Below are 24,829 nucleotides of genomic sequence, written 5' to 3' on the forward strand. Positions count from 1 at the left end.
CGGGACCAACCGAACTGACCGATTCGGGCCTCAGATCCATTGAGGCCCTCGTCGCTAAAGCCAGGTTGAAACTCAGTTCTTCACGACCGGCACCGTCACGGTTTTGCCGAACGCCGACTTGATGGTCGCCGTCGGGGCAGCCGCCGGGCCACTGCCGACGGTTGTCACCGCTATATTCCAGCGCGCGCCTGTAGGCGTTGTGGTCAGGGTGGCGGTGCCAAGGTTCACCGTGCCGGTCGTGGTCGTGGCAGTCGCCGTGATGGTATTGCCCGGGCCACGCGAGGTGGTGCCGGACAGCACCCAATACCAGCGGCTGCTGCTGCGGGCGGTGACGGTGGCGCTGGTGACGATCAGGTTCTCGACGACCCCTGCCGAGACCGCCACGGACACCGTCGCCGGTGCCGACTCCGCGTTCTTGGCATCGCTGGCCCTATAGGTAAAGGTCGCGGTGAACGGCGCGGGGATCGTGGCCGGTGGTGTGTAGATCACACGCAGACCGTCGGTGCTGACCGAGCCCTTGCCGGAGTCCGGTTGCTCCAGCCCCACCACTTTAAGCGGCACGTTACCGTCAGGGTCGGTGTCGTTGGCCAGCACGTTGATGGTCACCGGTTGGCCGGTGTTGCTGATGGCACTGTCGGGGTTGGCGATCGGTTTTTGGTTGTCGGGGTCCTCGACACGTTCATCGCCAGTGCGGAAAGTCGGCAGCGCGGCGGAATTGACGTAGGTGACGCCGTCCCAGCCAGGCAGTGGCGTTGGCATCAACTGGAACTGGCCGGGGTGCTCGACATCCCAACGCATCAGCATGGACGTGTCCTCGTGCTGGGTGTTGTGGCAGTGCTCCAGGTAGGTCCCGGCGAACTCGCGGAAGCGGATCGCAATGTCAACGTCCACCGAACTGTCGATGCCTTGGCCGATGAGGTAGACGTCTTTGCGCGCCCATTTTTCCCATTCCGGCGGCGCCTTGCCGTCGCGGTTGAGGACGATGCCTTCTTCGAAATGCACGTGCACCGGGTGGCTCCAGCCGTTGCCGCCGTTCCTGATTTTCCACACTTCCAGGGTGCCATCGCCGGAGAACCCGGCAGGGGTCGGACCCGTGGCCAGTTGCGGCGCGGCGCTGATGATCCGAGGATCCATTTGGTAGCCGAAACCACCATCGGTCTTGATCGTCCAGGGTTCTTCGTCGGTGCCGTCGGAGCGACCGAAGATGAACTCGCGATGGCGCGCAGCCTTGAGCTTGGCCTGCACCACCGGATCATCGCGGTTAAGGGTCAGCGGGATCATGCTTTTACCCACCGGCTTGCCCGGCTTGGCGGGTTCGTAGTCGGCGGGGTTCATGCTCACGTCCTGGCCGGAATATGGCTGGACCACCATCTGCATGAACTTGCCCACCACCGGGTCCCCATCCTCCCATCGCAAGCCGTTACTACTGAGCTTGAGCACGGCCTTGTACTTGCCGGACAGGACATCGGCCAGGCTCAGCGGAATACTCTCCGGACCCTTGCCGTCGTGGTGCTCCATCAGGTTGACGAAGTACAGCTTGTCGCCGGTCCTGATCCCGTATTTCGAGAAGTTGACGATGATGTCGAAGCGCTCGGCAATGCCCTGGGCGGGCAGGATGGCGTTGTGGTCCTGCACATCGCCGTCGGCGTCCAGGTCCATGCTGCCGTCGAACGGCACGGCGTGCTCCATGAGGTTGCCGTCATTGGCGATCAAGTGGAACGGCACGCGGGTATAGGACAGGCCGGAGCCTGTCGGGCCGGGGAATTCGCCACCGGTACCGACGACTTCACGCACCAGCGCGATCCTGAAGAAGCGTGACACCGAGCCATTGAGGATGCGGAAGCGATAGCTGCGCGCCCGCACGTTCAGGCGTGGTTGGTACTGCCAGTTGACCAGCATCTGATCACCGAGGAAGCCGTCGGTGTTGAACGGGTTGAACCATAGCTGGCCATTGGTATCCCAGGCCTTGTCGGCCAGCATCAGGTTGACGTCATAGTCGCGGTTGCCCCAGGGCAATGCCGAACCGCTGGGCAGGCGCAGGTTGACGCCGTCTTCCAAGGCTTCGTTACCGCGGTCCATGGCGCTGTAGTAGTTCATCATCGACGCGCTGCCCTTGTAGACGTTCTGCGCGGTGAAATCGAGCATGTGGTCGTGGAACCAGTGGGTGCTCATGGTTTCGCGCCAGTCGCCACGGATCTTGATGCTGCCGTTGTTGCAGGTCTTCAGGCCCGGCGTGGCATCGTTGACATACAGGGTTTCGCCCGGGGCGCAGGGGAACGCCGCGCGCGGATCCTGAGCACTGGTGTTGATGCTGTCGTAACCGGCCAACTGGATCGGCCAGCGATAGTCGAAGTACTGCCCCGGAAAGAAAAACGCATTGGCATAGCCGTCGCTTTCGGCCGGGTTGTGGCCGTTGTGTTCGTGGGTGCTGAGGGTGTGCAGGCCAAAACCCATGTTGGCCGCCGGGTCGATCGGCAGGGCGTTGTAGTGCCGCATCAGCACGCCCTGGCCGTAGCGCACCATCAACAGTTTTGGCGGAAAGGTGCCGTCGAAGGTCCAGAGCGCCTTGTGGTTCTGAATCGGCATGTTGGGGTGGAAACGCGTGTCGATGCCTTTTGTGGTGCCCGCGATGATCGGGTTGTCCGAGGTCTGGTTGTAGAGCCCGCCCGGCCCGAACTCACCGACGGCGTAGTTGTGCAATTGCCGACGGTCGCGCATGCCGCCGTTGAGCTTGGCGCCCGCTTGGGCGGTCTTGAAGGCGACCTGTGGGTAGAACTCGTTCCAGCGCTGGTGCGACCAGCCTTTTCCTGGCGGACGACCTTCGGCCGGCGAGCCGACCGGATGGCGGTTGAGGAAGGCTTCTACCTGCGCTTTCCACGGGTTACGGTCCAGCACGTTGGAATACTGCGACGGAAACGGGTACAGCCCGGGCTGGCGCATGAAGGCTTCGAGCGCCGCAGCCGAAGGGCCGCTGCGGGCGATGCTGTTCGGGTCCTGGGTGGGCGCCGGGCCGACAATCGGAGGCGGGAAGGTCAGGGGCGGTGGTGGCAGTGTCGGGTCGAGTTTTTCCGTGCCGAATTCTTCGAACAACAGCAGTTGCTGAGTGTAGGGCTGCGCCCCGAACAACGGGCTGGGCTTGCCGTTGGTGGGGATCTTGAAGGATGTCTGCAGGTTTGGCGGCAGCACGTTGTCGGTCGTTGGCGTGGTGCGGGTGCCAATAACGCCATTGGGCAGGGCGAAGGCACCCTGATTGGTGGGTGGCATGGCCACTATGGCATCCAGCGCGGCCTGGGGGTCTGCCGGCGGGTTGGTAAACGCCGAGGGGTCCGTCGGTGGTGGCGGGCCGAAATCATCCAGTGGCGCGGCGTCTGCCGTGGCCAGGGAAAGGAGCATCGCACAAGGCAGGCTTGATTTACGCAGCCGGTCGAAGGAGTTGCATGGTGGTGTCGCGCTTTTCATTTTGTTTACCCCTCGGCTGATGTCCCGTCGTCTCCATGTCCGGGACGACTGCTGTTGTGGGCACAAGTGGGGGGCGTGCAACTAATGAGCCATCACCCGGGTAAAGAAAAAAACCAGGTAAATGAACAGGTTGTTGACTGGGGCATAGGCGACAGAAGCGGGGGATATTCCTCCAATATGGTGGTGATTACCCGGAAGGGTGGGTGAAGGACCCCAGTTATGGGGGATATGGCAGCCCGGCCTGAATGTTTAAGCTGATATCATTCAAGAAATACCGGTTGAGCAGAACAGCATGAATCGTCGCAAGAAAATAAATCAGTTGTTAAAGGCTAACGCCAAAAAGGCCAGTGCCAAACTGGCACCGAAAAGCAAGGATAAGTACATCAGCAAGGCTGACCGATTGAAGCTGGCCGCCGAAGCGGCTCAAGACCCGGTTGTTGCCAGCGAGAGCTGATCCGCGCAGCTCACGCCCCCTTTTTCCAATAAGGGGGCTCTGCCACCACGAACTCAGCGAATACCGGCGCCCGCCATGGACTCTGGCACCCACTGCGCCGTCGATAGCGGCTCGATGTAGCGGATGCCGCCATGAGGGCCCACCACGCCATTGATGTTATAGGTGCCTTTGGACAGGTCGTACGTCATGAAGGGCGTGGCATCCGGGACTTGCTGGTCATAGCTCTGGCTGAAGAACGCGAAGGAGCCACGATACAGCTGGCCACGGGTGTCGTACTGATCGGAGGCCACTGCGGCCCAGGTGTCTTCATCCAGGTAAAAGCGGCGCTTCTGGTAGATGTGCTTGGCACCGGGCTTGAGGTTGCCCTCCACGACGTAGACCCGGTGTTTTTCCCAGCGAACGAAATCCGGGGCAATGAAATCGGGCGTGGTCAGGGATTTGGCGTTGCGAGCGTAGGTGAGCTTGTAGGTGTTGTAGGGCACGATCATTTCTTGCTTGCCGACCAGCGTCCAGTCATACAGCTCGAGCGCACGGGCAGTACCGGGGTTGGGGGTGTCGTAGGCCAGGATCGAAATCTGCTTGACCCGGCGCTGGGCCGGCATGTACTGCCAGGCGCGACCGGGAAATTCCGTTGGATTGGTGGCGTTCTTGAGCATGATCGACTCGCCGGCTCGGCGCGCAGGCCCGGTATAGGACAATTTCAACTGATAATAAATGTCCGAGCTGTTGAACGGCTTGGACATGTTCTCGTAGATCGGGAAGGAGACGAATGCCTCGCCGGTGACTGCCAGGCTCGGTACGCCGGCCGTGTCGACCGTCCAGGAGTCGTACTTGGAGTGGATGTTGACGCCCTGGTAGCGCAGCAGGAAGTTCCACATCGCCTCGGCACCCGATTGCGGGATCGGGAACGGCACCCCGGGCATCACATTGTCGATGGCGATCCCGCCGTTGAGGGACCTGGCATTGGTGGCATTGCGGCGGCTGTTGTCCAGTACCGCCTGGGGCAGCGATGCCGTGCGGTGGGTCGGGTACACGTCGATGCGAAAGTCGGGGTAGCGCCTGGCCAATGCCACGGTGGTGGCGGTGAGCATGCCTTTGTACGAATCGACGTTCTTGCCGTTGATCACCAGCAGCGGTTTTTCACCCGCAAAGGGGTCCGGGCGCATGCTGTCGCCGGACTTGTAGCCGGGCGGGGCAGTGGTCAGGCCACCGTTGTAGGGCGGAATGGAGCCATCGGCATTACCGGCCTTTTCGGCGCCCACCCACGTCAGGCTGCTGCCCAGTCGGGCGGCTTCCTGGCTCGATACATAGGCGTGGGCATCGATGGCCAGCGCCATGAGGGGGACGGCAGCCAGAAGAGTTTTCACGAATTTCATATTGTTGTTCTCCTGCCTGGTGTTCCAGGCAACTCGTGACTCAGGCGCAACGTCGCTTACGTCGACTCGTCGCCAGAGACCTTTTCAGTACTGCCATTAGATAACCCTCGTGTCAGGGGCGCTTTTCATTCGACGACAGCTCCTTGGCTTTTGATGACAGGCCCGGTCGGTCTTGATGGCGTGGTCGCTGAGAGTGACCGTCACTTGTTTGTAATCCCCAACGGAATCATTGAGTTACAGAATGGTCATAAGCCTGTCTGAGCACTGCCCGGATGAACGTTTCGAGCAGCCGTGACCCTTCCATAATTCCGACATTCAGGACGTTTTCATGAATCGTGCAGTAATCTTGATCTTGGCCATTTCCAGCGCCGTGATGTTGGGAGGCTGCGGCCCGCATTGGGATGACGGAGAACGGTACGGGCGATATCACGATCATGACCATCGACGTGGTGGCGACTGGAGAGGGGACGATGATCGAGGTTATGACCGTGACGATGATCGTCGTGGCTATGATCGAAGCGACTATGATCGCGATCACCGTCGCTACCGTGATCGCGATGACAATGACGACTGACAGGTCGCATTGAAATGCAGGGAGCTACTGGGGAGCTGCGGTGAAACCTGGCCCGCCGCAGAGCTTGTGCCTGAGGCTGGAGAACAGAAAATCGAACATCTCTTTCTTGCAGGCATCCAGCGGAATCGCTTCGAGTGACAGAAGCCAGAGATCCGATCCTTGCCCTGTCCCCGTCATGAATCCTGGAAGCTGAACAAGCCCGGGGTCGGACTCGGCAAAGGCCTGCCACATCAGCGCGACATTTTGACCCGCTTGAGTGGCCGCCTTGAGCGCGGCCCAGGAGTCTACCCAGCTACCGGTGCGGGCGTCCTCCTTGAGATGGCGGGTCATCCAGCTTGCCAGCATGCAGCCGTTCATGTCTTCAGACCACCCAACCCAGGTTGAGTGCTCCGGGTCCACACGGGGGCGAGGGGGACTCGCGGCGCCATAAACCGCGAGTGACAATCTACCCAGGCAAAGCCCTGTCAAATACTCAGGCCTTGCCCTCAAAACGCCCAGGGCGATGTCGGCTTTGCGTTGGGTCAGAGCGATTCCCGGGTCGCGTACGCTTGAGACTTCAACGGTCACTTCGGCATGGGTCTGTTGAAAACGCATGATGTCGGGGAGCAGGTCGCTGCCCAGTTCCGCTGCGACGGCAACGCGAACATGCCCCTCCAGTGCGCCTTGTTGTTTGACGAGTGTGGTTGACAACTGCGCGACATGCTTTTCGAGTTGCTTAGCACACTTCAAGACTTTGATGCCTACTTCAGTTGGATGATATCCGGACGCCGATTGTTTGAAGAGTGGACTGCCGATGCGTTTTTCCAGTGCTTCGACACGACGGCCTACAGTTGTTCGATTAACCCCCAACGCTTTTGCGCCGCCCAAATAGGAACCCGCTTCAACGGCGGCGAGGAAATAACGTAGATCGTCCCAGTCCAGCATTCTCGATGTTCCTTTTTGTTCTAATGGCGTTGGATCGTGCAATCCGGTTATTCCCCTCAAACATTGGTTGTACTTGTGCTGGATCAGTACCGAGTTGAGGGGCGGGCTGTGCATAAAAGCACGTAGAGTTGCAGCGATCAACCATCTGGTAAACCCGGAACTCAAGGCGGCCTCATGGCGTGTACGGTGTACGCCTCGATTAAGGCAACTTGGCTGTAGAGTGCGAAAAAGCACTGCTGCGTGCAAATTTGAGCCTTTACACAGAGCTCTTGCACTACTAGTTTTCTTCACATTCATCTGTAGGCAGTTGGCCCTGAAAGTTAACTTCAATAGAAGAGGGAAGATGGTTTACTTCGCACGGATAATCTCGAAGTTGCCTGATCACTATGTATGTGGTCGGCATTGTTTTGGATCGGGGCTAAGCTCGAATGAATAATGTTGACTGGTAACGCACCCATTAATCGATCGCTTCATGATGAACTTCGAAATGAAAATGAGGGCGCTGGAGTATTTGTTTCTTGCGAAAGAGAGGTGTTGCTGTCTGGTTCTGACGCTTAGGGTGACGCGCAAAAAAACAATAAAAGCCTGGAGATACAACCGTGAAAAAAGACTTTTTTTCTGAACGATTCCCCAAGGGATGGTTTGGTGTGTTCTTTTCAAGTGAGCTGGCCGCAGGGGAAATAAAATCGTTCAAGTACTTCAATCGGGATTACGTGGCTTTTCGGGGTGAAAACCAGGAAGTGGCGATACTCGATGCGCATTGCCCTCACCTTGGCGCTCACCTTGGCGGCGGCAGTTGCGTAGGAAATACTATTCGCTGCCCCTTCCATGGATGGCAGTTCGATCAAGAGGGAAAGTGCACCGCCATACCGTACTCGGAGCGTATTCCACCCAAGGCGAAGGAAGGCGCTCTGAAATGGCACCACGTACGCGAACTCAACCAGATGATTCATCTCTGGTTCGATCCTGAAGGTGGCGAGCCCGAATGGGAGGTTCCGCGGTCAGCCGAAATGAGCGGGGAGGAGGGCTGGACGCGTTGGTACTTCAAGCGCTGGAGGATCAAGACCCAGGGCAAGGAAATCATAGAAAACCTGGTGGATACCCCGCACTTTGCCATCGTTCACCAGTCGCCCATCGATAAGATCACCGTTGAGTACGACAGGCACATCGCGCGGCAGATCTCCTTGATCGGCCAGCACCCCACACTGGGCAGTCAACTGGAGACGGTGGCCACCTACTTCGGACCCGGCGTCATGCACGTTGAAATGCAGGGTACCCACGAAAGCCGTCAGGTCAACTTCCATACGCCGGTCGATCACGAGAGTCTGGACCTTTGCTACGGATTGAAGCTGCGCCATGATCATGCGATTGCGGATATTGACGCCATTGCCGAGGAATACGCCGGGTTTGCCCATAAGGCGTTCTACGAGGACGTCGAAATCTGGGAGAACAAGGTGTATCGCGAGTCTCCGCTGTTGTGCCAGGCGGACGGTCAGCTGTTCGAATTGAGAAAGTGGTATCGACAGTTTTTTGTTGATGCGCCACCTCAGGCCAACATTGCCTGATCAATAGTCCCCTCCAGAGACAGCACTACAGGAACGCCACTCGCTAGAGTGGCGTTTCTTTGTCTGGGCCGGTTGATGGAACGCATCACCGTAGAGACGCTGGCCCGGGCAATACGCAGCGAATAATTTGCAGCCCGTCTCATACCTGGCACTAAAGTGAACAAACCATTGAAAAAAACGCTATAAGCTATAAATAAGATGATAGATGGCATATTGCTAGCAATCAGTCAGTGCGTTTCGGCAGTTTTTGGTTCAGGGAGCCCTGATGAGTTTTCGTACATTGACCGACTCCCGGCGGCATTCGAGCCATTGCGAAGTGGCCGCACTCCAGCCCACCGTGAATCCGGATACGGTCGGCATGGCTTACGCTGGCAACGACGACTCGATCGAACACGTGCTGGACTCAGCGCGCAACTGGGCCCACAGCACTGGCTGGGTGTTCTACCGCGCCGGCGAACAAATGCATTGGGTCGGGCAAGGCGACCCGCGGGCGCAATGGCCTTCGAGCATTGCCAATGAGGCGTTTGAAGCTTTTTGCCTGACGTCGAACCTGCATCGTTGGCCGACCGGCAGAGGCGAAAGTGAGCTGGGTTGGCTGCTCGCACCCGTCAATCAAGCTACTGAACCCGCGTTTGCGGACTTTGCCCGGCGCCTGGGCATCGAGCTACAGACCAATACCCTGGCCCGTGCGCAGATCACCCAGCGTGTGCTGTATGAAATTACCTATCTGGCCAGTTCGACCCGTGACCGTTCAGTGTTCCTGGTGGGGGTTCACCGGCTGCTGGCCAGTCTGATCGACGCCGAGAACTTCTATCTCGCGCTGTATAACCCGCACACTGGCAAGATCGATTACCCGTATTACGTCGACATCATCGACGTCGATGCCCTGGAATCGGAAAACTATGAATACCTTGACCCATCGCGCCTGTCGTTGACCGGGCAGGTGTTGACCAGTGGCCAGCCATTGCTGATCGATTCCGCCGGCATTCTCGCGGCCCAGGCACAAAACCGTTTCCACTGCGTGGGTGATCGTCCCGAGTTCTGGATGGGCGCACCGTTGAAAAATGCCTCGGATGACGTGTTTGGCATGCTGGCGATGCAGGTCTACGACGTTTCGCGTGTCTACAGCGCTGAAGACCGCGCGTTGTTTCTGGTGGTCGCCCGTCACGTGGCCATGGCGCTGGACCGCATTCTGCACCGGGAGGACCTGGAAGAAACGGTGATGCGTCGCACCCTGGAACTGTCCGAACTCAACGATGCATTGCGCCAGGAAGTGGCAGAGCGGGAACGCGCCGAACATCTGCAGAGCGCGCTGTTCCAGATTGCCGAACTGTCCAGCCAGCCCGGTGACATGGCCGAGCTGTTCAAGACCCTGCATGGCATTGTCGGTGATCTGCTGTTCGCGCAGAACTTCTATATTGCGCTGTTCGACGACGCCACCGGCGAAGTGACCTTTCCCTATTACGTGGATGAGCGGCAGACGACCTGCCCGCCGGCACGGCGAGGGCGCAGGGGCCTGACCGAATATGTGATCCGTCAGCGCCGACCTTGCCTGATTGACGTCGCCGAGGCCGAACGCTTGTCCGCGCAGGGTGAAATCGAACTTGCCCATGAGTCTGTACGCTCTTACTCCTGGCTGGGCATTCCCTTGTTCGAAGACGACGCGGTGCGCGGCGTGCTGGCGGTGCAAAGCTATACCTCACAGGTGCGCTATACCCAGCGTGACCAGGAACTGCTGACATTCGTGTCGCGGCACATCGACACGGCGCTGTCGCGACGCACCGCCGCTGAAGCGATCCATGCCGCCAACCTCCAGCTCGAAGCCAGGGTGCAGAGCCGCACCCGCGAACTCGATCACGCCAACGCCAAGTTGCAGCACGAAAACGCCCACGATGCACTGACCGGGCTACCCAATCGCACCTACCTGCAACAGCGCCTCAATCTGGCCTGGTCGCGGTTCGGCCGCGAAGGCGGGCACCTGGCGGTGATGTTCATCGATCTGGACCGCTTCAAGATGGTCAACGACAGCCTCGGCCACCACTTTGGCGACCTGCTGTTGATGCAGGCGGCCCAGCGTTTGCGCGGTTGTCTGCGCGAGACCGACATGCTGGCACGCCTGGGGGGCGATGAGTTTTCGGTACTGGCGCCCGAGGCCCCGCTGGACGTGATGATCGAGATCGCCGAACGGATCCTGGTGGCGTTCGACCTGCCGTTTTTCATCAACGGCTATGAGGTATTTTCGTCCTGCAGCATCGGTATCGTCAGCGCCGACAGTCAGTTCCATCACGAGCCCGCCGACTTGCTGCGCGATGCCGATGCGGCGATGTACCGGGTCAAGAGTGCCGGGCGCGACAGCTACGCGGTATTCAACCAGGAAGTGCGCCGTGAAGTCTCGGACCAGGTCGAGCGGGAAGGGGCCTTGCGCAACGCGCTCAAGCGTACTGACGAACTGCTGCCGTATTTCCAGCCGATCGTCAGCGTCGAAACCGGCGAGCTGCTGGCCCTGGAAGCGCTGATCCGTTGGCATCAGCCGGGCGGCCGGGTGATCGCGCCGGGCGAGTTCCTGCCGGATGTCGAAGGCTTGCGCCTGATCGGTCGACTGGACCTGTACATGCTGACCAGCATTGCCGCGATCCTCGCGCAGCCCGAGCACGCCAATTGGCCTGCGGTGCACGTCAACTGTTCCAGCTACAGCATGACGCGCCCCGACTTCGCCAGTGAGGTGCTGGAACTGTTGGCGCAGCACGGGGTATCGCCGTCGCGGATCTGCCTGGAACTGACCGAAGGGGCGCTGGTCGCCGAGCCGGCGATTGCCCGACAGACCATGCAGCAACTGGCCGACAACGGCATGTCGGTGGTGCTCGATGACTTCGGCGCAGGCTTTTCTTCCCTGAGCTATGTGCATCAGTACCGTTTCAGCGGTTTGAAAATCGACAAGTCGTTCATCCTCGAACTGACCACCAGTTCGCGCAGTCGCGCGATTGTCCGGGCAATCGTGCGGATGGCCGAGTCGCTGGACCTGAGTGTGGTGGCCGAAGGTGTCGAGGATAAAGCGACACTGGAGCTGCTGCGTGAAATGGGCGCAGGGCAGGCCCAGGGTTATCACTTTGCCAAGCCGATGGCGTTGAAAGCGCTGTTGGCGAGTGGACTGCTCGGTCGCTAGGGATCAAGCGGATATCATGGCGCAAGCCAATACGGATGAACATTTTTCAAGGAGGGACTCATGGCATCAGGGCAATGTCTTTGCGGGGCTGTACGCTTTTCCCTGGCGGTAGAGCCACGATTTTTCTATCGCTGTCATTGCACGCTGTGCCGCAAGCAAACCGGGGTCGGCCATAATCTCGCCACACTGGTCAATGCTCGCGACTTTCGATGGGAAGATGGGCAAGAGGCGATCACCGGTTGGCGCAAATCCAGCGGGTACAGAAATGACTTTTGCTCGCGATGTGGCTCGACCGTGCCTAATGTTCTTCGCGAAACACCTTATTTCTGGATTCCGCTCGGACTGCTCGACGCCGAGCTGAGCATGGAATGCATTGGAGATTTCTGCACCGATGACGCGATGCCCTGGGATGAACAACGCTCGGAAAAAAGTCATTGCGCAGCCCCGGAATCATTGGGTTTTCTTCTGCATGAACTCCAGGTCAATGCCTGACCCGGAATCGGTTCACCACTGTCCGCTGCCCGGAGTGCCGAATGCCGCCCATCATCACACCCCTGGTGGCGCTGTTTGTTCTTTGCCTGGCGCTTGAAGTGCCGGCCCAGACCAGCGACTGCCCGGCTGGCGAGAGACAGGTGTGCCTGGACGGCTGCATCTGCCTGCCGGACGTGGTGCCCGAAGACGTTTACCAGATCGCGACGCCGGCCCTGGCGCTGTGGCTGACCCAGGCCCGCGATGAAGCAGCCATTGCCGGTACCCAACCCATTCCTGCGCACATCCGTGAGCAACTGCTGCCCTGGTACGTCCCCGGCGTCCTCGATGCCGCGCGCTACAAGATCAGCGACAACGGCCAATTCAGCGCCGCCACAGCCATGTTGCAAAACCCCGATGTCGGTGCCGTGACACTGATCGACATCATTCTCTTCCGCGACGCCCAAGCCGCAGAACAGGACGTCGCGCTCTGGGCTCACGAACTCAAACATGTGCAGCAATATCAGGAATGGGGTGTGCAGGGATTTGCCCAGCGCTATACCCATGACTTCAATGCCGTGGAGGCACCGGCTTATGCCATACAGGCCGAGGTCAGGCGGGCGGTGCGCAAAGGGGCTGACTGAAGCCGTCCCGAATCAGCCCCGGTTGGCGCAGACGATAAGTTTTATCACCGGGAAATTCACGCCGCCCATGGCCGTAATCGAAGTGGCGACCAACAGGTGCCGGGTTTTCATGCGAATCTTCCTTGATCGGTCGTTGTGGAATGAGAGCTGATCAACCACAGCACCAGGGCTGTCGCACTGATCGAGGCACCCAGCAGGCTGACGGCTGTCCAGCCCCATTGCGCATACACCTGGGTCGCGGCCGCGGCCCCCAGTGCGCTGCCCACCGAGTAAAAGCACATGTAGGCGCCCACCATGCGGCTTTGGGCGTCGGGGCGTGCGGCAAAAATGAGGCTCTGGTTGGTGACGTGTACGGCTTGTACCGCGAAGTCGAGCAGGACCACTGCGCACACCAGCGCGATCAGTGACGTCTGCGCAAACGCGATGGGCAACCAGGACAGCGTCAGGATCACCAGCGAAAGGCCGGTCACGCGTTGCCCCAGCCCCTGGTCGGCCCAACGACCGGCTCTTCTGGCAGCAAGGGCACCGGCAACGCCGGCCAGACCGAACAGGCCGATGGCTGTGTGCGACAGCGACAGCGGAGGCGCGCTCAATGGCAGCACCATGGATGTCCACAACACGGAAAACGCGGCAAAGATCAGCAAGGCCAGCAGGCCACGGATGCGCAAGACCGGTTCGGTCATATACAGCCTGAACATCGAACGGATGAGTGCCGGGTAGGTGTTTCGGTTGCGTGGAGACTCGGTGGCAGGAAGCACTTTCCAGAACACCGCTGCGAGGGCCAGCATCAATCCCGAAGAAACGAAATACACCGCGCGCCAGCCCGCCAGATCGGCGATCAGCCCAGAGGTGAACCGCGCCAGGAGAATGCCCAGGACAATGCCGCTGGTGACGGTGCCCACGGCCTGGCCCCGTTGTGACGGCGTTGCCAGCACGGCGGCATAGGCCACCAGCACTTGAACCATCACCGCGAGCAAACCGACGATGACCATGGCGCCCAACAGGGCCAGCCATTGCTGCGCTGCGCCGACCCCCGCCAGCGCAACCGCAGACAGCAGCACTTGCGTGAGGATCAATCCCTTGCGGTTGAGCAAGTCGCCCAGCGGGACGATGAACAGCAACCCCAGCGCGTAACCGACCTGGGTAGCCGTCACCACGACCCCGATCACCGATGAGGCCACCCCCAGGCTCTGAGCCATTGAATCGAGCAGGGGTTGAGCGAAATACACGTTGGCGACTGCCAGCGCGCAGGTGACGGAAAACAGCAACGTGAGTGACGGCGAAAGCCCGGCAGACCCCTCTGCGCGGGCGCTTTGCTCATTATTATCCGTATCGGGCCGGCCTGAAGCCTGCGGGTCGAAAGGGCAGGTGGCTGAATCGGCATCTGCTGTCACATGAGCCTCCGTGGCGCTAAACTGGTTTCAATTAAAAACTTGATTGAATTGTTACCGAATCAGGTTTTAAATTGCAACCACTTTGCTCGGGGCTGCACGGCAGGCCCGGCAATCCTTATCCGGAAGGTCAATACGATGGTTGAAGACACTTCACCGCACAGCAGCGAATGCCCGGTAGCCAGAACACTGGAGGCCATTGGGGATCGATGGTCGCTGATGATCATCCGCGACGCATTCGACGGTATTCGCCGATTCAGCGAATTTCAAAAAAGCCTCGGCGTGGCCAAGAACATTCTGGCATCGCGCTTGAAAACCCTGGTTGAGGTCGGTGTGTTCGACGTTCAACCGGCGTCAGACGGCAGTGCCTACAAGGAGTACGTCCTTACGGACAAAGGGCGGGAGATCTTTCCGGTGGTGGTCGGCATGCGGCAGTGGGGTGAGCGTTACCTGTTCAAGCGCGAAGAGACGCGTTCTGTCCTGCTGGACAACGAGCGCGGCCAGACCCTGATGCCGATTGAAGTTCGCTCCTCCAGTGGTCAGAAGCTTGGGCCGTCCGACTGCCACAGGGTCAGAGTGGTTGCCGACGAGTCGTGAATCGATGGCCCATGCGTTCGAGGGGGCAGTCATTGTTCGATGTTTCAGTTTTTCGGCTTGGCGCTGTATGACCAGTGCGCAGGTGCCTGGCAGATGAATCAGTCGAGCAGTGACACCAGCCGAGGTTCGATTGACTGTGCAGACATCTCCAGCAGCGCCAGGGTGACCGGCAACTTGAAGCGTCGACGCCCGGCGCTGCCCGGATTCAGGAACAGTCGTTCGCCGCGCCATTCGATGCCTGGTTTATGGGAGTGGCCGCAGATCACCAGGTCGATACGCTCATCTGGATGGATTGCAACGTCGGCGATGTCATGCACCAGCAGAACCTTCCAGCCGTTGAGGTCCAGGCGCAGACAATCGGGCAGCTCGCGCGCCCAGGGCGCGTCCAGGTCGTTGTTGCCACGCACCCCGTGCAACGGTGCAATGGCCGCCAATTGGTCGAGGATGTGCGCGCTGCCGATGTCGCCGGCGTGAATGATGCAATCGCAGCCCAGCAGGGCCGCGATGGCTTCGGGGCGGAGCAGGCCGTGGGTGTCGGAGATGACACCGACTTTCATTGCTGGCGGTTCGAGCGGCATTCTGACGGGCCTGTCTGCTTCGCGATTGTTGCCGCCACTAACTTTGCGGCACTAACTTTGCGGCACTACCCGCGCTTCGTTTCCGGTGCCCTCGACATAAACGTTCAGGCCTTTTGTCAGCGCCGGATTGATTGGCTGGGTCACCTGAACCAGTACGCCGCTTTGGGTCCGAACGATGATCTGCTGAGCTTCCACGGGCTGATCATACTTTTTCTTTTCGACGTAATTGCCGCCTACCCCGCCGGCGAGGGCACCGGCAACCATCGCGACATCCCGACCGGTACCCTTGCCGACCAGGCTTCCCAAGGCTAAACCGCCAATACCGCCCAATATGGCGCCGACGCCGCTATCGTGATTGGTCTGCATCTGGGTGAGTGTAATCTGCTCGATTTTCCCCGAACGAATCGCCGTCTCGCCAGCGCCTCCGCTCCCGGCGCCGACGGCGGCACAGCCGCCGAGCACCAGCCCAAGAAACGTAACCGACAGCCAGGAAGCGATAGTGTTCATCGTCGAACTCCATTTTCAGGGGAATAGATCATGCAAACGCTTCAATTCACGTTAGACGAAAAAGCCGGGGGCATTCGGTTCTTTTACCGGGCAAGGTCGGTAGCGGAGCTTGGCAGCGTCCGTCAGGTTCAGGGGCTTGCACGAGGCAGAGTGGCCAGCTTCAACAGACGTCACTTGGCCTGATTCGAGGGATAAAGACCGGCGAACCGCGCTATCACTACACCCACGTAAAAAACGCCTGAAAATTCTTCGACCATCACCAGTGAGCGGGCATGGTTGGTCATCGGGATAAAATCACCGTAACCGGTGGTTGTGAGTGTCGTGAAGCTGAAATAAATCAGTTTGAAGAACGTGCCGGGCTGTACGAAGTCGAGGTGGCCGGGGCCGAATGATCCAGCGCTGGATATTTCGACCAGGGCATAAACGAAGGACCAGACGAAGGCCAGCATGATGTAACCCGCAAGCGCGCCATGCAGCTTGTCGGCAGAAACTGGCCCGCGATTGAGAATATAGCGAAGCACGCCGCTGAACGAGACGGCAAGAGACGCCGTATAAGCTATCCCGGCAAGGTTGAGAATCGCGATACTCTCAGCCCACAACGCCGTCCATTGAAGGCCGACCCCAAGCAACGCCAGGCCCAGCTTGAGGATGAACCCCCGCCGAGTCTGCCTGGTAGCGAAAGCCCCCACGAGCAGCACGATTGAAAACAGAATGCCAAGCAACGTACGAGCAAACAGACCTTCCTCAAGAAAGGGAAATACCAGGATCAATCCCAGCAAGAGCAGCAATAGATAGGTGCAGGGACCTTTCCCCATAAGCATCTGAGCTAAACCCTCGTCGGATTCGGGTTTATCTTGCGGATTTGTCATATCGGTTTCCCAGAGACCTGAGTAAAACTTCAGGCCAGACGTCGCGCGGTTGAAATCAGACTTGGCTTCAGAATAGTCGGCAGTACGATTCAAGTCGTGAATGGGTGTGGAATGCTCTAGTCCGCGCCTTCAGGCAACCCCTGTCGTGAAACTGAAATATTCCAGTCATAGAATTGACATGACCGCTTACATTTACTACAGATGGCCCTTGGCCTTTTCATGGATGAGCAAGCCTCATGCGTCGTGTCGTATTCAATCAAAAAGGCGGCGTTGGAAAATCCAGCATCGCCTGCAATCTTGCCGCTGTGAGTGCTGCCGAAGGGTACCGGACGCTGCTGGTTGATCTCGATCCCCAGGCCAACTCGACTCACTACCTCACGGGGCTGAGCAACGAGCATATTCCTGCCGGCATCGCCGATTTCTTCAGACAGACGTTGTCCGGCGGCTTCGAAGGCAGGCGGAATCGGGTTTCCATCACCGAGACCCATTACAACAACCTCCACCTGGTGACGGCGAGTCCCGATCTGGCAGACCTGCAGTCAAGACTCGAGAGCAAGTTCAAGATCAACAAACTGCGCAAGTTGCTGGTTGAATTGTCCGAGGATTATGAGCGCATCTATATCGATACGCCGCCTTCACTGAACTTCTACACCTTCAGTGCTTTGGTGGCGGCAGACCGGTTGCTGATTCCATTCGATTGCGACAGCTTTTCTCGCCAGGCGATGTACCGGGTCATCGCTCAAGTGGAAGAACTGCGCCTCGATCACAATGAGTCACTTGAAGTGGAAGGGGTGGTGGTGAACCAGTTCACCGGGCACACCGGGTTACACCAGACTCTCGTCAATGAGCTGCTGGCCGAAGGCTTGCCAGTGCTGCCGGTTTACCTGAGCAGTTCCGTCAAGATGCGCGAGTCTCACGAAGTATCTGTTCCCATCGTGCATCTGGCCCCGCGCCACAGGCTCTCGCTGGAGTACGCCGGCTTGCTGGATGCCCTGGAGCGGGCCGCCTGACAGCGAGTCAGTGTCCGCCCGTGACTTGCAGGAGCTGGCTTGCCAGCGATGGTCGTCAACGATAACGCGTGTGAACCGGATAAATGCGGTCCCCTGTAGGAGCTGGCCTGCCAGCGATGGTCGTTAACGATAACGCGGGGTGAACTTGATGAACGCGGCGCACTGAAGTCCATCGCCAGCAGGCTGGCTCCTACAGATGTGGTCTTTTGTGGGAGCTGGCCTGCCAGCGATGGTCGTTAACGATAACGCGGGGTGAACTGGATGAACGCGCCGCGCTGGAGTCCATCGCCAGCAGGCTGGCTCCTACAGTTTCGGCGTGGGCATGGCCCCCAGTGGGAGCTGGCTTGCCAGCGATGGTCGTTAACGATAACGCGGGTGACCTGGATCAACGCGGCGCACTGGAGTCCATCGCCAGCAAGCTGGCTCCTACAGTTTCAGCGTGGACGCGGTCCCCTGTAGGAGCTGGCCTGCCAGCGATGGTCGTTAACGATAACGCGGGGTGAACTGGATGAACGCGGCGCACCTGAGTTCATCGCCAGCAGGCTGGCTCCTACAGTTTCCCGGGGATGCGTGAAGAACCTCATTCCATGAAACACGGGGTGATTCACTGCTCAGGAAACCAGCGCTGGTGAAGCTTCTTGAGCACCCCATTGGCCTCGATACGTCGATAGCCCTCGTCATACATTTCCAGTGCGCGCAATCCGTCTGGATGGGACAGGCTAAAACCTATCGTCGAGTTCACCAGACCGCAATTGAAGGCGAAGCGCACGGTGTCTTCTGTCCCTGACTGCTGAGCCTTTCGGTTTCTGACCTCGAGGTCGTTGCTCATGATCACGGCCGCCTGAAAGCGCCGAGCAGCGAGTTTCTGGAGGCTGGTCAAGTCTGAGAGGGAGTTCTCGAACACGACCCCTGAGGTCTGGAGTGCCATGACCTGGGCAGAGTATTCGTAATCTCTGGTGATGCCGACAACGGTGCCGGGCGGCAAAATACATTGACCGTCCGGGGGCTTCGGCAAGGGCGCCTTGATGGATTCAAAAACATCGTTACTGACGTCGAATATCGGTCGCGCCGCCAGTTTGATCTTGCCCTGGAATTCGGGTTGCCAGCTCATGTTGAAGCACGCGGCGACCTGGCCGCTGAGCACCATGTACTTGCAGCGTGAATAGGGCACTACTTTCAACCTGGCTTCCACGGCCATCTCTTTGAAGGCGGCCATGACCACGTCGTTGGCGTACCCTGTACCGTCGCTGTTTGACCAGGGTGCGGCGGCATCTTCTACCATGATCGTCAGCGTTTCATGCGTCTGCTGTGCAGCGTTGGTGCTCGCTGCCAGCAGTTGGAGGACGCACGTCAGAAGGGGCGGAGCAAGATATGGCCACATTCTGCGATAAGTCCTTTTTTAACCCTGGACGCTTCATCGAGTGCTTCATTCCAGCGCTGGCGGTCAGGTATTCAATCGTCGGGTTTCTGTTGGTTCTTGCTGATTATAACAAGCCCTTTGTGGTCGACCCGACGGATGATCTGCGAAACTCGTAAAGCTCTGCTCGCTGACGGAGTAACCGGCCTATGCCGTTGTTTGACGACTGCCCGGATCAAAAAGGACTGCACATGACCCAGTATCTTGCCTTGTTTCTTGTTGGCGCCACGGGATTTGCCCAGGCGCAAACCCTATGCTCCGACGCATGGTACCAAGCGATCGACAAGAGACTGCAAACTGCCGATGCGCAAGGGCACGGGCCGGATATTGGCTCCGACGAATGGAAATCGGTGATCGAATTCAAAGCAGGAGTTCGCGGTGGGGCAAACGTGCCTGAACGCAGCTCCGAAAAGTGGTGCTTGTACATTGATCAGCAGACCAAGGCGATGCAGGCGACCGGGAGCGACACCGGAAAACCCTGACGGTCAATGTGATCAGTCCGAGATGACAATCACGTGGGGATACGGTGCGCTCGAGTCCCATTGCAAAAGTCTTCGAACGCATCGTCGCGGATTGCCGGCAGGCGATCGCTCGTGGCGCCATGCTGGCTAACCCTGTGCTTTCCTGAGCCCTTTCAAACGCACATTCGCCCGTTGCACAGCGGCCATTTTTTCAGGCCGCTTCATGCGTTTCCACTTTCGGATGTCTTCCTTGCTACGCCCGCAACTGACACACAGGTCACCACTGAGTTGGCAAACTGCAATGCAGGGGTTTTCGATTTCCTTAGCCATTGTCAGTCACCTTTGGCCACCCGTGATTAAGCCAGGCGACTTTTCCAGTCACCAGCGTGAGTACGTTGGCACTCTTGCTCAGAGTCGAAGCGGACATTGCGGTCCGAAGGGGTCAGGTCGATGTCGGCCTCATTCAACGCGATGGCCGTCAGCTCAAGGATGCGCGCCTTCGCGTCAACCTGGGCGAGCTGCCTGTCAGCCAGGGTTTCGAACACCCAGATGACCTTCAGGGTTTCAGTCAACGCATTCAGGTCAGCGGTGTGGGTGAGCCAGGTAAAGCCTTTGATTTCACCTTTTGCGGTTTCGCATGCTTCGGTGAGCGTGGTGATCAACCGGCGCTCGATCCGCGCCAGTTCACGTTTCCCTGGTGGCATTAGGGGTTCCTTTGGAGACAAGAGTGGATCAGGCCGGTCGAAACTCGACCGTCAGGTGGCTGACTTCGTGCACCGGCATGAGACGTTCACGAATGCTGTCGGCGCTCACCGTGGCTTCGCCAAGGACGCTGACGATGGCCGCATGGGCTTGCGGTCCGACTCGCCAGACGTGCAAGTCCGTGATGGTGGCATCCCCCGGTTTCTCGACCCGTTCGCGGATTTCCTCGGCAACGTGCGCATCGGTCTGATCGAGCAGCACACCTGCGGTGGTCCCCATCAAAGTCCAGGCCCAACGCGCGATGACGATGGCGCCGACGATGCCCATCACCGGGTCCAGCCATACCCAGCCCAGATACCGGCCGGCGAGCAGTGCAACAATGGCCAGAACCGAAGTCAGCGCGTCTGCGATGACGTGGACGTAGGCGGATTTCAGGTTGTTGTCGTTGCTGTGATGGGCATGGGCATGGCCGTGATCATGATCGTGCCCATGACTGTGCCCATGACCGTGATCGTAGCCCAGCAGCAGGGCACTGACGACGTTGACGATCAGACCGGCAATCGCGATGAGCGTGGCGGTGCCGAACTGAACCTCCGTGGGCTGCAAGAGGCGCATGACAGACTCAACGCCAATACCCAGGGCGACCATGCCGAGGATCAGCGCCGAGGCGAACCCGCCCAGGTCGCCAACCTTTCCGGTACCGAAACTGTAGCGCTGGCTGTAGGCATGGCGTTTTGCGTATCCGTAAGCGGCCGCTGCGATGCCCAATGCGCCAGCATGGGTTGCCATGTGAAAACCATCGGCCAGTAGCGCCATCGAGCCCGTGATGTACCCGGCGGTGATCTCGCCAACCATCATCACAACGGTCAATGCCACAACCCAAAGCGTACGCCTGGCATTTTCGTCGTGCGCCGGGCCAAGGAACACGTGGTCGTGCCTGTAGTTGATGGAGGGGCTGCTCATGATGTCTACCTGGATGCGTTCACTTGGAGTAACGGCGAATGGCTTCAAGCAACTCTTCGACGCCCTTGTTGCGCTCTGCTTCGCTCAGGGCAGGGTTCGCGACATGCTCGCGCGCGTGGTCCTCGATGATTTCTTCCATCAAACCGTTGATGGCGCCGCGAGTGGCGGCCACAAGATGCAGTGTCCTGGCGCAATCGAGATCCGATTCCAATGCGCGCTCAACGGCCTGGATTTGTCCGGCGATACGTTTTACGCGCTTGAGAAGATCGTCTTTGTTTGCTGCGATATGGCCCATTGGATGGATACCCCCCCTACCTATGCTTTGCGCATGATAGGCATACCCCCTATACCTATGCAAACAATAAGCAACCTGTGGCGAGGGAGCTTGCTCCCGCTGGACTGCGCAGCAGTCCCTTGCTCTTTAGGGAATGGGGGGGCGCTTCGCGCCCCAGCGGGAGCAAGCTCCCTCGCCACAGATACGCCGCTTTACGGCTGTAGACTTGACTTTGGCGACCCGGCAGGCGTCAGGCTGCCATATGGGTTGCAGCCCATTCCTTTTTGCAACTGGCTTTCATCGCTTCCATTTGCTCGCCGAGGTCGTCGAGCCTGGATTTTCCCAATAGTTTTTTCGCCTGAGGAAACATTTCGGTTTCCTCCTCTTCAATGTGGTGCTCCAGCAGCTCTTTGACGACCTTCACCCGCCCGGCAAATTCCGGTGTGCCCGGATCAGTCTGTTTCAGATCCGGTAATACCAGCGAGTCGACGGTGCGATGTTCTTCCTTCGCTTCGAAGTACAAGACGTCCTGCTCTTTGGTCCCTGCCTCCTTGAAGGCTGGGTAGAGGATTTCTTCTTCCAGTTTTGTATGGATGGAAATCTCCATCTCCAGCTTGTCCAGGAGGTCGGTGCGTTTCTTGATTGCTTTATCAGTCGACTCGCTCAGTTGAGCAAGAATGGCTTTCACGGTTTGATGATCGGCTTTCAGAAGGTCAATCGCGTTCATGTTGGCTGCCTCAGCTAGCGTGGAATTGAGCCTCAACGGGGTGTGGCATTGAGGCGTCCCGGTAGCTATCGCATTTCCTGTGCCAAGGGCATCGGCCAGTCAATACGCCGGTAAACAAGGACTTGCGGTCCGTGCTCATCAGCTGGGGCGTGCAGTCTGCAAGAAAGGGCGATTTGAGCATTGCAGATAGCAGAGGCGATTCAGGGTCCTACCCGGCAACCGAAGAGGCCGCCGGGTGAACGCTTTGAAGTGTCGAGCGGTATCAAGCCCGAAGCCTTTCATCGGCGGTTGCTGAAGGTTGCAGCAGCGAAAACAGGTTCTTGGGATCCTGCAGCTCTGGTACCAGCTGAATATCGCTGCCAATGTTGAGCGTTTTTGCAACATCCAGCACATAGCGCAAGGCGGAGTAGTCCTCAATGGCGAAGCCGACCGAGTCGAACAGGGTGACTTGCTCGGCATGCTGGCGACCTTGAGTCTGACCATCGATGACCTTCCAGAACTCGATGACCGGAGAGTCGGCGGGCATCTGCTGAATTTCCCCTTCAATGCGGCTTTGCGGTTCGTACTCAACCATGACCCGCGCACGCTCCACGATGTCCCGGTGCAGTTCAGTCTTGCCGGGGCAGTCGCCGCCCACGGCGTTGAGGTGCATCCCGGGCTCGATCATCTCAGGCGTTAATATGGTTGCGTAGGCCTTGTCGGCCGTGACCGTGGTCACGATATCGGCACCACGCACCGCTTCTGCGACGGTTTTGGCAATGCTCACCTGAATGGCAGGGTAGGCCCGCAGGTTGGCGACCAGCTTCGCCGTTGCCGCTGGATCGATGTCGTAGAGACTGATTTCAGTAATGCCGAGCAATGTATGGAACGCCAGGGCCTGGAATTCACTCTGTGAGCCGTTGCCGATCAGCGCCATTCGGCGACTGTCCGGTCGGGCGAGGTAGCGGGCCGCGAGCGCAGAAGTGGCAGCGGTGCGAATAGCGGTCGTCAGCGTCATTTCACTCAGTAACACAGGCTTGCCGGTGTCGACGTCTCCCAGTGCACCGAACGCCATGACCGTCAGCATGCCATTGTGGGTGTTCTTCGGGTGTCCGTTGACATACTTGAAGGCGTAGAGCGCCGCATCAGACACGGGCATCAGCTCGATGACGCCCTCGGGTGAGTGGTTTGCCAGGCGCGCACACTTTTCGAAATCCGGCCAGCGTACGTAGTCTTGACGGATGTATTCGGCCATTTCGATCAGGCAGCGAGGCAAGCCTTTTTCCTGGACGAGACGGCTCAGATCATTGACGTCAATGTAACGGGTCATATTGGGTTCCTTTGGGCGTTTTTTTTGTGTGCCGGTCTGGACTACCTGTGGGTGGTCCATGTAGTTGCAACGGACTTATTGTCGAGGCAATGGCGAGAAGATTTCGGCCAATACCGACCCTGGATACAGCCAGAGAAGTCGAAAAACAGCGCGCGCACAGCGGAATCGGTCAGGCACCCTTTACGACTCATCGTTATGCAGATGAAGCCCGCCTCAAAGGCAATCGCATTGACTGTGGCGCTCCCATCAAGCGGAGAAACAGTCACTGGCAGCAGACGACAGAATCGGCTGTGAAACCCCTTCGTTCAGCACAGGCACGCTGTTTGAACAGGGGGTTACGACACCAGCACCCTCCCGGCAATTGGCATTCTGGCGGTCCGTTTCAAGCACTTGTCGTTCACCGCTTGAGATGGCGTGCAACTCCGACGACTGGCTGCTTCCAGTCGATAACAACAACAAAAACGGCTGCGGTGAAGACCGCATCGACTCTCTGCCCCTGTCAAAAAGTGTGGTCCGACGCAGGCGCCGGATCGCGATAAATCCAAATAATCCGGGACTCAAGAACATGAACATCAAATGGCTGACTTTGCCGGCACTCGCGTTGCTGTGCTGCACCACGGGCGCCAGTGCCAAGGAATGGAAGGAGCTGCGATTTGGCGTCAACCCAAGCTACCCACCCTTTGAATCCACCACGGCCGATGGCGGTGTACAGGGATTCGGCGTGGATCTGGGCAATGCAATCTGTACCGAGCTGAAGCTCACCTGCGTGTGGGTCAGCAATGATTTCGACGGGCTGATTCCGGGGCTCAAGGCCGGCAAGTTCGATGCCATCGAATCTTCGATGACCGTGACCGACGCACGCAAAAAACAGATCGACTTTACCGATCGCCTGTACGCCGGACCGACCGCCATCGTTACCCGCAAGGATTCCGGGCTGCTGCCGACCGCCGAGTCGCTGCGCGGCAAAACCATCGGCTACATGCAGGGCACGATTCAGGAAACCTACGCCAAGGCCAAACTCGCGCCGGGTGGGGTGAAACTGCGGGCCTATCAGAATCAGGATCAGGTCTATGCCGACCTGGTATTTGGCCGTCTCGATGCGTCGATCCAGGACAAGCTGCAAGCGCAGATGAGTTTCCTGACTTCGCCACAAGGGGCGGACTTCCACAACAGTGAAGGCATCAGCGACCCGTTGGTACCGTCGGAAATCGCCATTGGTGTGCGCAAGGACAACGAAGAGCTCAAAGGCATGCTCAATGCCGCCATCAAGGCCCTGCACGACAAGGGCATCTACGCGCAGATCCAGCAGAAACACTTCGGTGACCTGGACCTCTACAACAACTGATCCTCGCGCCCCGGTCGCTGTGTTGCAGCGACCGGGGCGCATCAAGACAGGT

At 58.8% G+C, this 24,829-nt stretch carries 24 protein-coding genes; 10 read left to right on the forward strand and 14 right to left on the reverse strand.

Going from position 1 to position 24,829, the window contains the following annotated elements; all coding sequences use genetic code 11:
* Nucleotides 1–72: 72 nt before the first annotated feature.
* Nucleotides 73–3,393 carry an Ig-like domain-containing protein gene (locus tag AC3WJW_RS13565; RefSeq protein WP_493726335.1) on the reverse strand — a complete coding sequence of 1,107 codons (3,321 nt, stop codon included), beginning with the start codon at nucleotides 3,391–3,393 and terminating at the stop codon, nucleotides 73–75.
* 358 nt (nucleotides 3,394–3,751) lie between these two features.
* On the opposite strand from AC3WJW_RS13565, the gene AC3WJW_RS13570 reads away from it, so the two are divergent.
* A complete protein-coding gene (locus AC3WJW_RS13570) occupies nucleotides 3,752–3,913 on the forward strand; it encodes a DUF2986 domain-containing protein (protein ID WP_007974875.1) in 162 nt (53 codons plus the stop codon).
* 53 nt (nucleotides 3,914–3,966) lie between these two features.
* Here the strand turns inward: AC3WJW_RS13570 and AC3WJW_RS13575 are convergent, their stop codons facing one another.
* A complete protein-coding gene (locus AC3WJW_RS13575) occupies nucleotides 3,967–5,289 on the reverse strand; it encodes a DUF1329 domain-containing protein (RefSeq protein WP_493726336.1) in 1,323 nt (440 codons plus the stop codon).
* Nucleotides 5,290–5,617: 328 nt separating this feature from the next.
* Here AC3WJW_RS13575 and AC3WJW_RS13580 point away from each other — a divergent pair, with 328 nt between their 5' ends.
* On the forward strand, nucleotides 5,618–5,863 hold the full coding sequence (locus AC3WJW_RS13580) for a hypothetical protein (RefSeq protein ID WP_493726337.1): 246 nt from the start codon (nucleotides 5,618–5,620) through the stop codon (nucleotides 5,861–5,863).
* Between the two features lie 24 nt (nucleotides 5,864–5,887).
* Here AC3WJW_RS13580 and AC3WJW_RS13585 read toward each other — a convergent pair whose 3' ends face one another.
* Nucleotides 5,888–6,787, reverse strand: a complete 900-nt coding sequence (locus AC3WJW_RS13585) for a LysR family transcriptional regulator (protein WP_493726338.1) — start codon at nucleotides 6,785–6,787, stop codon at nucleotides 5,888–5,890.
* 599 nt (nucleotides 6,788–7,386) lie between these two features.
* Between AC3WJW_RS13585 and AC3WJW_RS13590 the strand changes: the two genes are divergently transcribed.
* The 4 genes from AC3WJW_RS13590 to AC3WJW_RS13605 all read left to right on the forward strand — a co-directional run bounded on the left by AC3WJW_RS13590 (nucleotide 7,387) and on the right by AC3WJW_RS13605 (nucleotide 12,627).
* Nucleotides 7,387–8,352 (forward strand): 3-ketosteroid-9-alpha-monooxygenase, oxygenase component, encoded by a 966-nt coding sequence (locus AC3WJW_RS13590; protein WP_493726339.1) that lies wholly within the window; start codon nucleotides 7,387–7,389, stop codon nucleotides 8,350–8,352.
* A 265-nt stretch (nucleotides 8,353–8,617) separates the two neighbouring features.
* Complete coding sequence (locus AC3WJW_RS13595) at nucleotides 8,618–11,515, forward strand: sensor domain-containing phosphodiesterase (RefSeq protein WP_493726340.1); 2,898 nt, start codon at nucleotides 8,618–8,620, stop codon at nucleotides 11,513–11,515.
* 60 nt (nucleotides 11,516–11,575) lie between these two features.
* Nucleotides 11,576–12,007 (forward strand): GFA family protein, encoded by a 432-nt coding sequence (locus AC3WJW_RS13600; protein ID WP_493726341.1) that lies wholly within the window; start codon nucleotides 11,576–11,578, stop codon nucleotides 12,005–12,007.
* 41 nt (nucleotides 12,008–12,048) lie between these two features.
* Nucleotides 12,049–12,627 carry an eCIS core domain-containing protein gene (locus tag AC3WJW_RS13605; protein WP_493726342.1) on the forward strand — a complete coding sequence of 193 codons (579 nt, stop codon included), beginning with the start codon at nucleotides 12,049–12,051 and terminating at the stop codon, nucleotides 12,625–12,627.
* Between the two features lie 107 nt (nucleotides 12,628–12,734).
* On the opposite strand, the gene AC3WJW_RS13610 is transcribed toward AC3WJW_RS13605, so the two are convergent.
* Nucleotides 12,735–14,021 (reverse strand): MFS transporter, encoded by a 1,287-nt coding sequence (locus AC3WJW_RS13610; RefSeq protein ID WP_493726343.1) that lies wholly within the window; start codon nucleotides 14,019–14,021, stop codon nucleotides 12,735–12,737.
* Nucleotides 14,022–14,156: 135 nt separating this feature from the next.
* Here AC3WJW_RS13610 and AC3WJW_RS13615 point away from each other — a divergent pair, with 135 nt between their 5' ends.
* Entirely contained in the window at nucleotides 14,157–14,615 is a 459-nt protein-coding gene (locus AC3WJW_RS13615) for a winged helix-turn-helix transcriptional regulator (RefSeq protein WP_493726344.1), read from the forward strand.
* Nucleotides 14,616–14,713: 98 nt separating this feature from the next.
* Here the strand turns inward: AC3WJW_RS13615 and AC3WJW_RS13620 are convergent, their stop codons facing one another.
* From AC3WJW_RS13620 to AC3WJW_RS13630, 3 genes are all read right to left on the reverse strand, one after another.
* The gene (locus AC3WJW_RS13620) at nucleotides 14,714–15,172 is read right to left on the reverse strand and encodes a metallophosphoesterase family protein (protein WP_493726510.1); all 459 of its coding nucleotides are present in this window, start codon (nucleotides 15,170–15,172) and stop codon (nucleotides 14,714–14,716) included.
* A gap of 72 nt (nucleotides 15,173–15,244) precedes the next feature.
* Nucleotides 15,245–15,700 (reverse strand): glycine zipper 2TM domain-containing protein, encoded by a 456-nt coding sequence (locus AC3WJW_RS13625; protein ID WP_493726345.1) that lies wholly within the window; start codon nucleotides 15,698–15,700, stop codon nucleotides 15,245–15,247.
* A 170-nt stretch (nucleotides 15,701–15,870) separates the two neighbouring features.
* A complete protein-coding gene (locus AC3WJW_RS13630; RefSeq protein WP_493726511.1) occupies nucleotides 15,871–16,569 on the reverse strand; it encodes a potassium channel family protein in 699 nt (232 codons plus the stop codon).
* Nucleotides 16,570–16,805: 236 nt separating this feature from the next.
* Between AC3WJW_RS13630 and AC3WJW_RS13635 the strand changes: the two genes are divergently transcribed.
* Complete coding sequence (locus tag AC3WJW_RS13635) at nucleotides 16,806–17,579, forward strand: ParA family protein (protein WP_493726346.1); 774 nt, start codon at nucleotides 16,806–16,808, stop codon at nucleotides 17,577–17,579.
* Nucleotides 17,580–18,183: 604 nt separating this feature from the next.
* On the opposite strand, the gene AC3WJW_RS13640 is transcribed toward AC3WJW_RS13635, so the two are convergent.
* Complete coding sequence (locus AC3WJW_RS13640) at nucleotides 18,184–18,960, reverse strand: substrate-binding periplasmic protein (RefSeq protein ID WP_493726347.1); 777 nt, start codon at nucleotides 18,958–18,960, stop codon at nucleotides 18,184–18,186.
* 185 nt (nucleotides 18,961–19,145) lie between these two features.
* Between AC3WJW_RS13640 and AC3WJW_RS13645 the strand changes: the two genes are divergently transcribed.
* On the forward strand, nucleotides 19,146–19,478 hold the full coding sequence (locus tag AC3WJW_RS13645; protein WP_493726348.1) for a hypothetical protein: 333 nt from the start codon (nucleotides 19,146–19,148) through the stop codon (nucleotides 19,476–19,478).
* A gap of 126 nt (nucleotides 19,479–19,604) precedes the next feature.
* On the opposite strand, the gene AC3WJW_RS13650 is transcribed toward AC3WJW_RS13645, so the two are convergent.
* From AC3WJW_RS13650 to ocd, 6 genes are all read right to left on the reverse strand, one after another.
* Nucleotides 19,605–19,787, reverse strand: a complete 183-nt coding sequence (locus AC3WJW_RS13650) for a DUF1289 domain-containing protein (RefSeq protein ID WP_007974813.1) — start codon at nucleotides 19,785–19,787, stop codon at nucleotides 19,605–19,607.
* A gap of 26 nt (nucleotides 19,788–19,813) precedes the next feature.
* A complete protein-coding gene (locus AC3WJW_RS13655) occupies nucleotides 19,814–20,161 on the reverse strand; it encodes a hypothetical protein (protein WP_493726349.1) in 348 nt (115 codons plus the stop codon).
* A 28-nt stretch (nucleotides 20,162–20,189) separates the two neighbouring features.
* The gene (gene dmeF / locus AC3WJW_RS13660) at nucleotides 20,190–21,122 is read right to left on the reverse strand and encodes a CDF family Co(II)/Ni(II) efflux transporter DmeF (RefSeq protein ID WP_493726350.1); all 933 of its coding nucleotides are present in this window, start codon (nucleotides 21,120–21,122) and stop codon (nucleotides 20,190–20,192) included.
* A 19-nt stretch (nucleotides 21,123–21,141) separates the two neighbouring features.
* A complete protein-coding gene (locus AC3WJW_RS13665) occupies nucleotides 21,142–21,417 on the reverse strand; it encodes a metal/formaldehyde-sensitive transcriptional repressor (protein WP_007974809.1) in 276 nt (91 codons plus the stop codon).
* 229 nt (nucleotides 21,418–21,646) lie between these two features.
* Entirely contained in the window at nucleotides 21,647–22,123 is a 477-nt protein-coding gene (locus tag AC3WJW_RS13670) for a PA2171 family ribosome-binding persister protein (RefSeq protein WP_493726351.1), read from the reverse strand.
* Between the two features lie 262 nt (nucleotides 22,124–22,385).
* Nucleotides 22,386–23,432 carry an ornithine cyclodeaminase gene (ocd, locus tag AC3WJW_RS13675; RefSeq protein WP_493726352.1) on the reverse strand — a complete coding sequence of 349 codons (1,047 nt, stop codon included), beginning with the start codon at nucleotides 23,430–23,432 and terminating at the stop codon, nucleotides 22,386–22,388.
* Between the two features lie 565 nt (nucleotides 23,433–23,997).
* Between ocd and AC3WJW_RS13680 the strand changes: the two genes are divergently transcribed.
* A complete protein-coding gene (locus tag AC3WJW_RS13680; protein WP_493726353.1) occupies nucleotides 23,998–24,777 on the forward strand; it encodes a transporter substrate-binding domain-containing protein in 780 nt (259 codons plus the stop codon).
* The last annotated feature ends 52 nt before the right edge of the window (nucleotides 24,778–24,829 follow it).

Source organism: Pseudomonas sp. GW821-FHT07G06, from assembly GCF_058986625.1.

Bases quoted from the DNA above. Each gene is read 5' to 3' on its own strand.
- AC3WJW_RS13565 (WP_493726335.1), bottom strand. From the start codon at position 3,393: ATGCTCCTTTCCCTGGCCACGGCAGACGCCGCGCCACTGGATGATTTC.
- AC3WJW_RS13570 (WP_007974875.1), top strand. From the start codon at position 3,752: ATGAATCGTCGCAAGAAAATAAATCAGTTGTTAAAGGCTAACGCCAAA.
- AC3WJW_RS13575 (WP_493726336.1), bottom strand. From the start codon at position 5,289: ATGAAATTCGTGAAAACTCTTCTGGCTGCCGTCCCCCTCATGGCGCTG.
- AC3WJW_RS13580 (WP_493726337.1), top strand. From the start codon at position 5,618: ATGAATCGTGCAGTAATCTTGATCTTGGCCATTTCCAGCGCCGTGATG.
- AC3WJW_RS13585 (WP_493726338.1), bottom strand. From the start codon at position 6,787: ATGCTGGACTGGGACGATCTACGTTATTTCCTCGCCGCCGTTGAAGCG.
- AC3WJW_RS13595 (WP_493726340.1), top strand. From the start codon at position 8,618: ATGAGTTTTCGTACATTGACCGACTCCCGGCGGCATTCGAGCCATTGC.
- AC3WJW_RS13600 (WP_493726341.1), top strand. From the start codon at position 11,576: ATGGCATCAGGGCAATGTCTTTGCGGGGCTGTACGCTTTTCCCTGGCG.
- AC3WJW_RS13605 (WP_493726342.1), top strand. From the start codon at position 12,049: ATGCCGCCCATCATCACACCCCTGGTGGCGCTGTTTGTTCTTTGCCTG.
- AC3WJW_RS13615 (WP_493726344.1), top strand. From the start codon at position 14,157: ATGGTTGAAGACACTTCACCGCACAGCAGCGAATGCCCGGTAGCCAGA.
- AC3WJW_RS13620 (WP_493726510.1), bottom strand. From the start codon at position 15,172: ATGAAAGTCGGTGTCATCTCCGACACCCACGGCCTGCTCCGCCCCGAA.
- AC3WJW_RS13625 (WP_493726345.1), bottom strand. From the start codon at position 15,700: ATGAACACTATCGCTTCCTGGCTGTCGGTTACGTTTCTTGGGCTGGTG.
- AC3WJW_RS13630 (WP_493726511.1), bottom strand. From the start codon at position 16,569: ATGACAAATCCGCAAGATAAACCCGAATCCGACGAGGGTTTAGCTCAG.
- AC3WJW_RS13635 (WP_493726346.1), top strand. From the start codon at position 16,806: ATGCGTCGTGTCGTATTCAATCAAAAAGGCGGCGTTGGAAAATCCAGC.
- AC3WJW_RS13640 (WP_493726347.1), bottom strand. From the start codon at position 18,960: ATGTGGCCATATCTTGCTCCGCCCCTTCTGACGTGCGTCCTCCAACTG.
- AC3WJW_RS13645 (WP_493726348.1), top strand. From the start codon at position 19,146: ATGCCGTTGTTTGACGACTGCCCGGATCAAAAAGGACTGCACATGACC.
- AC3WJW_RS13650 (WP_007974813.1), bottom strand. From the start codon at position 19,787: ATGGCTAAGGAAATCGAAAACCCCTGCATTGCAGTTTGCCAACTCAGT.
- AC3WJW_RS13655 (WP_493726349.1), bottom strand. From the start codon at position 20,161: ATGCCACCAGGGAAACGTGAACTGGCGCGGATCGAGCGCCGGTTGATC.
- dmeF (WP_493726350.1), bottom strand. From the start codon at position 21,122: ATGAGCAGCCCCTCCATCAACTACAGGCACGACCACGTGTTCCTTGGC.
- AC3WJW_RS13665 (WP_007974809.1), bottom strand. From the start codon at position 21,417: ATGGGCCATATCGCAGCAAACAAAGACGATCTTCTCAAGCGCGTAAAA.
- AC3WJW_RS13670 (WP_493726351.1), bottom strand. From the start codon at position 22,123: ATGAACGCGATTGACCTTCTGAAAGCCGATCATCAAACCGTGAAAGCC.
- ocd (WP_493726352.1), bottom strand. From the start codon at position 23,432: ATGACCCGTTACATTGACGTCAATGATCTGAGCCGTCTCGTCCAGGAA.
- AC3WJW_RS13680 (WP_493726353.1), top strand. From the start codon at position 23,998: ATGAACATCAAATGGCTGACTTTGCCGGCACTCGCGTTGCTGTGCTGC.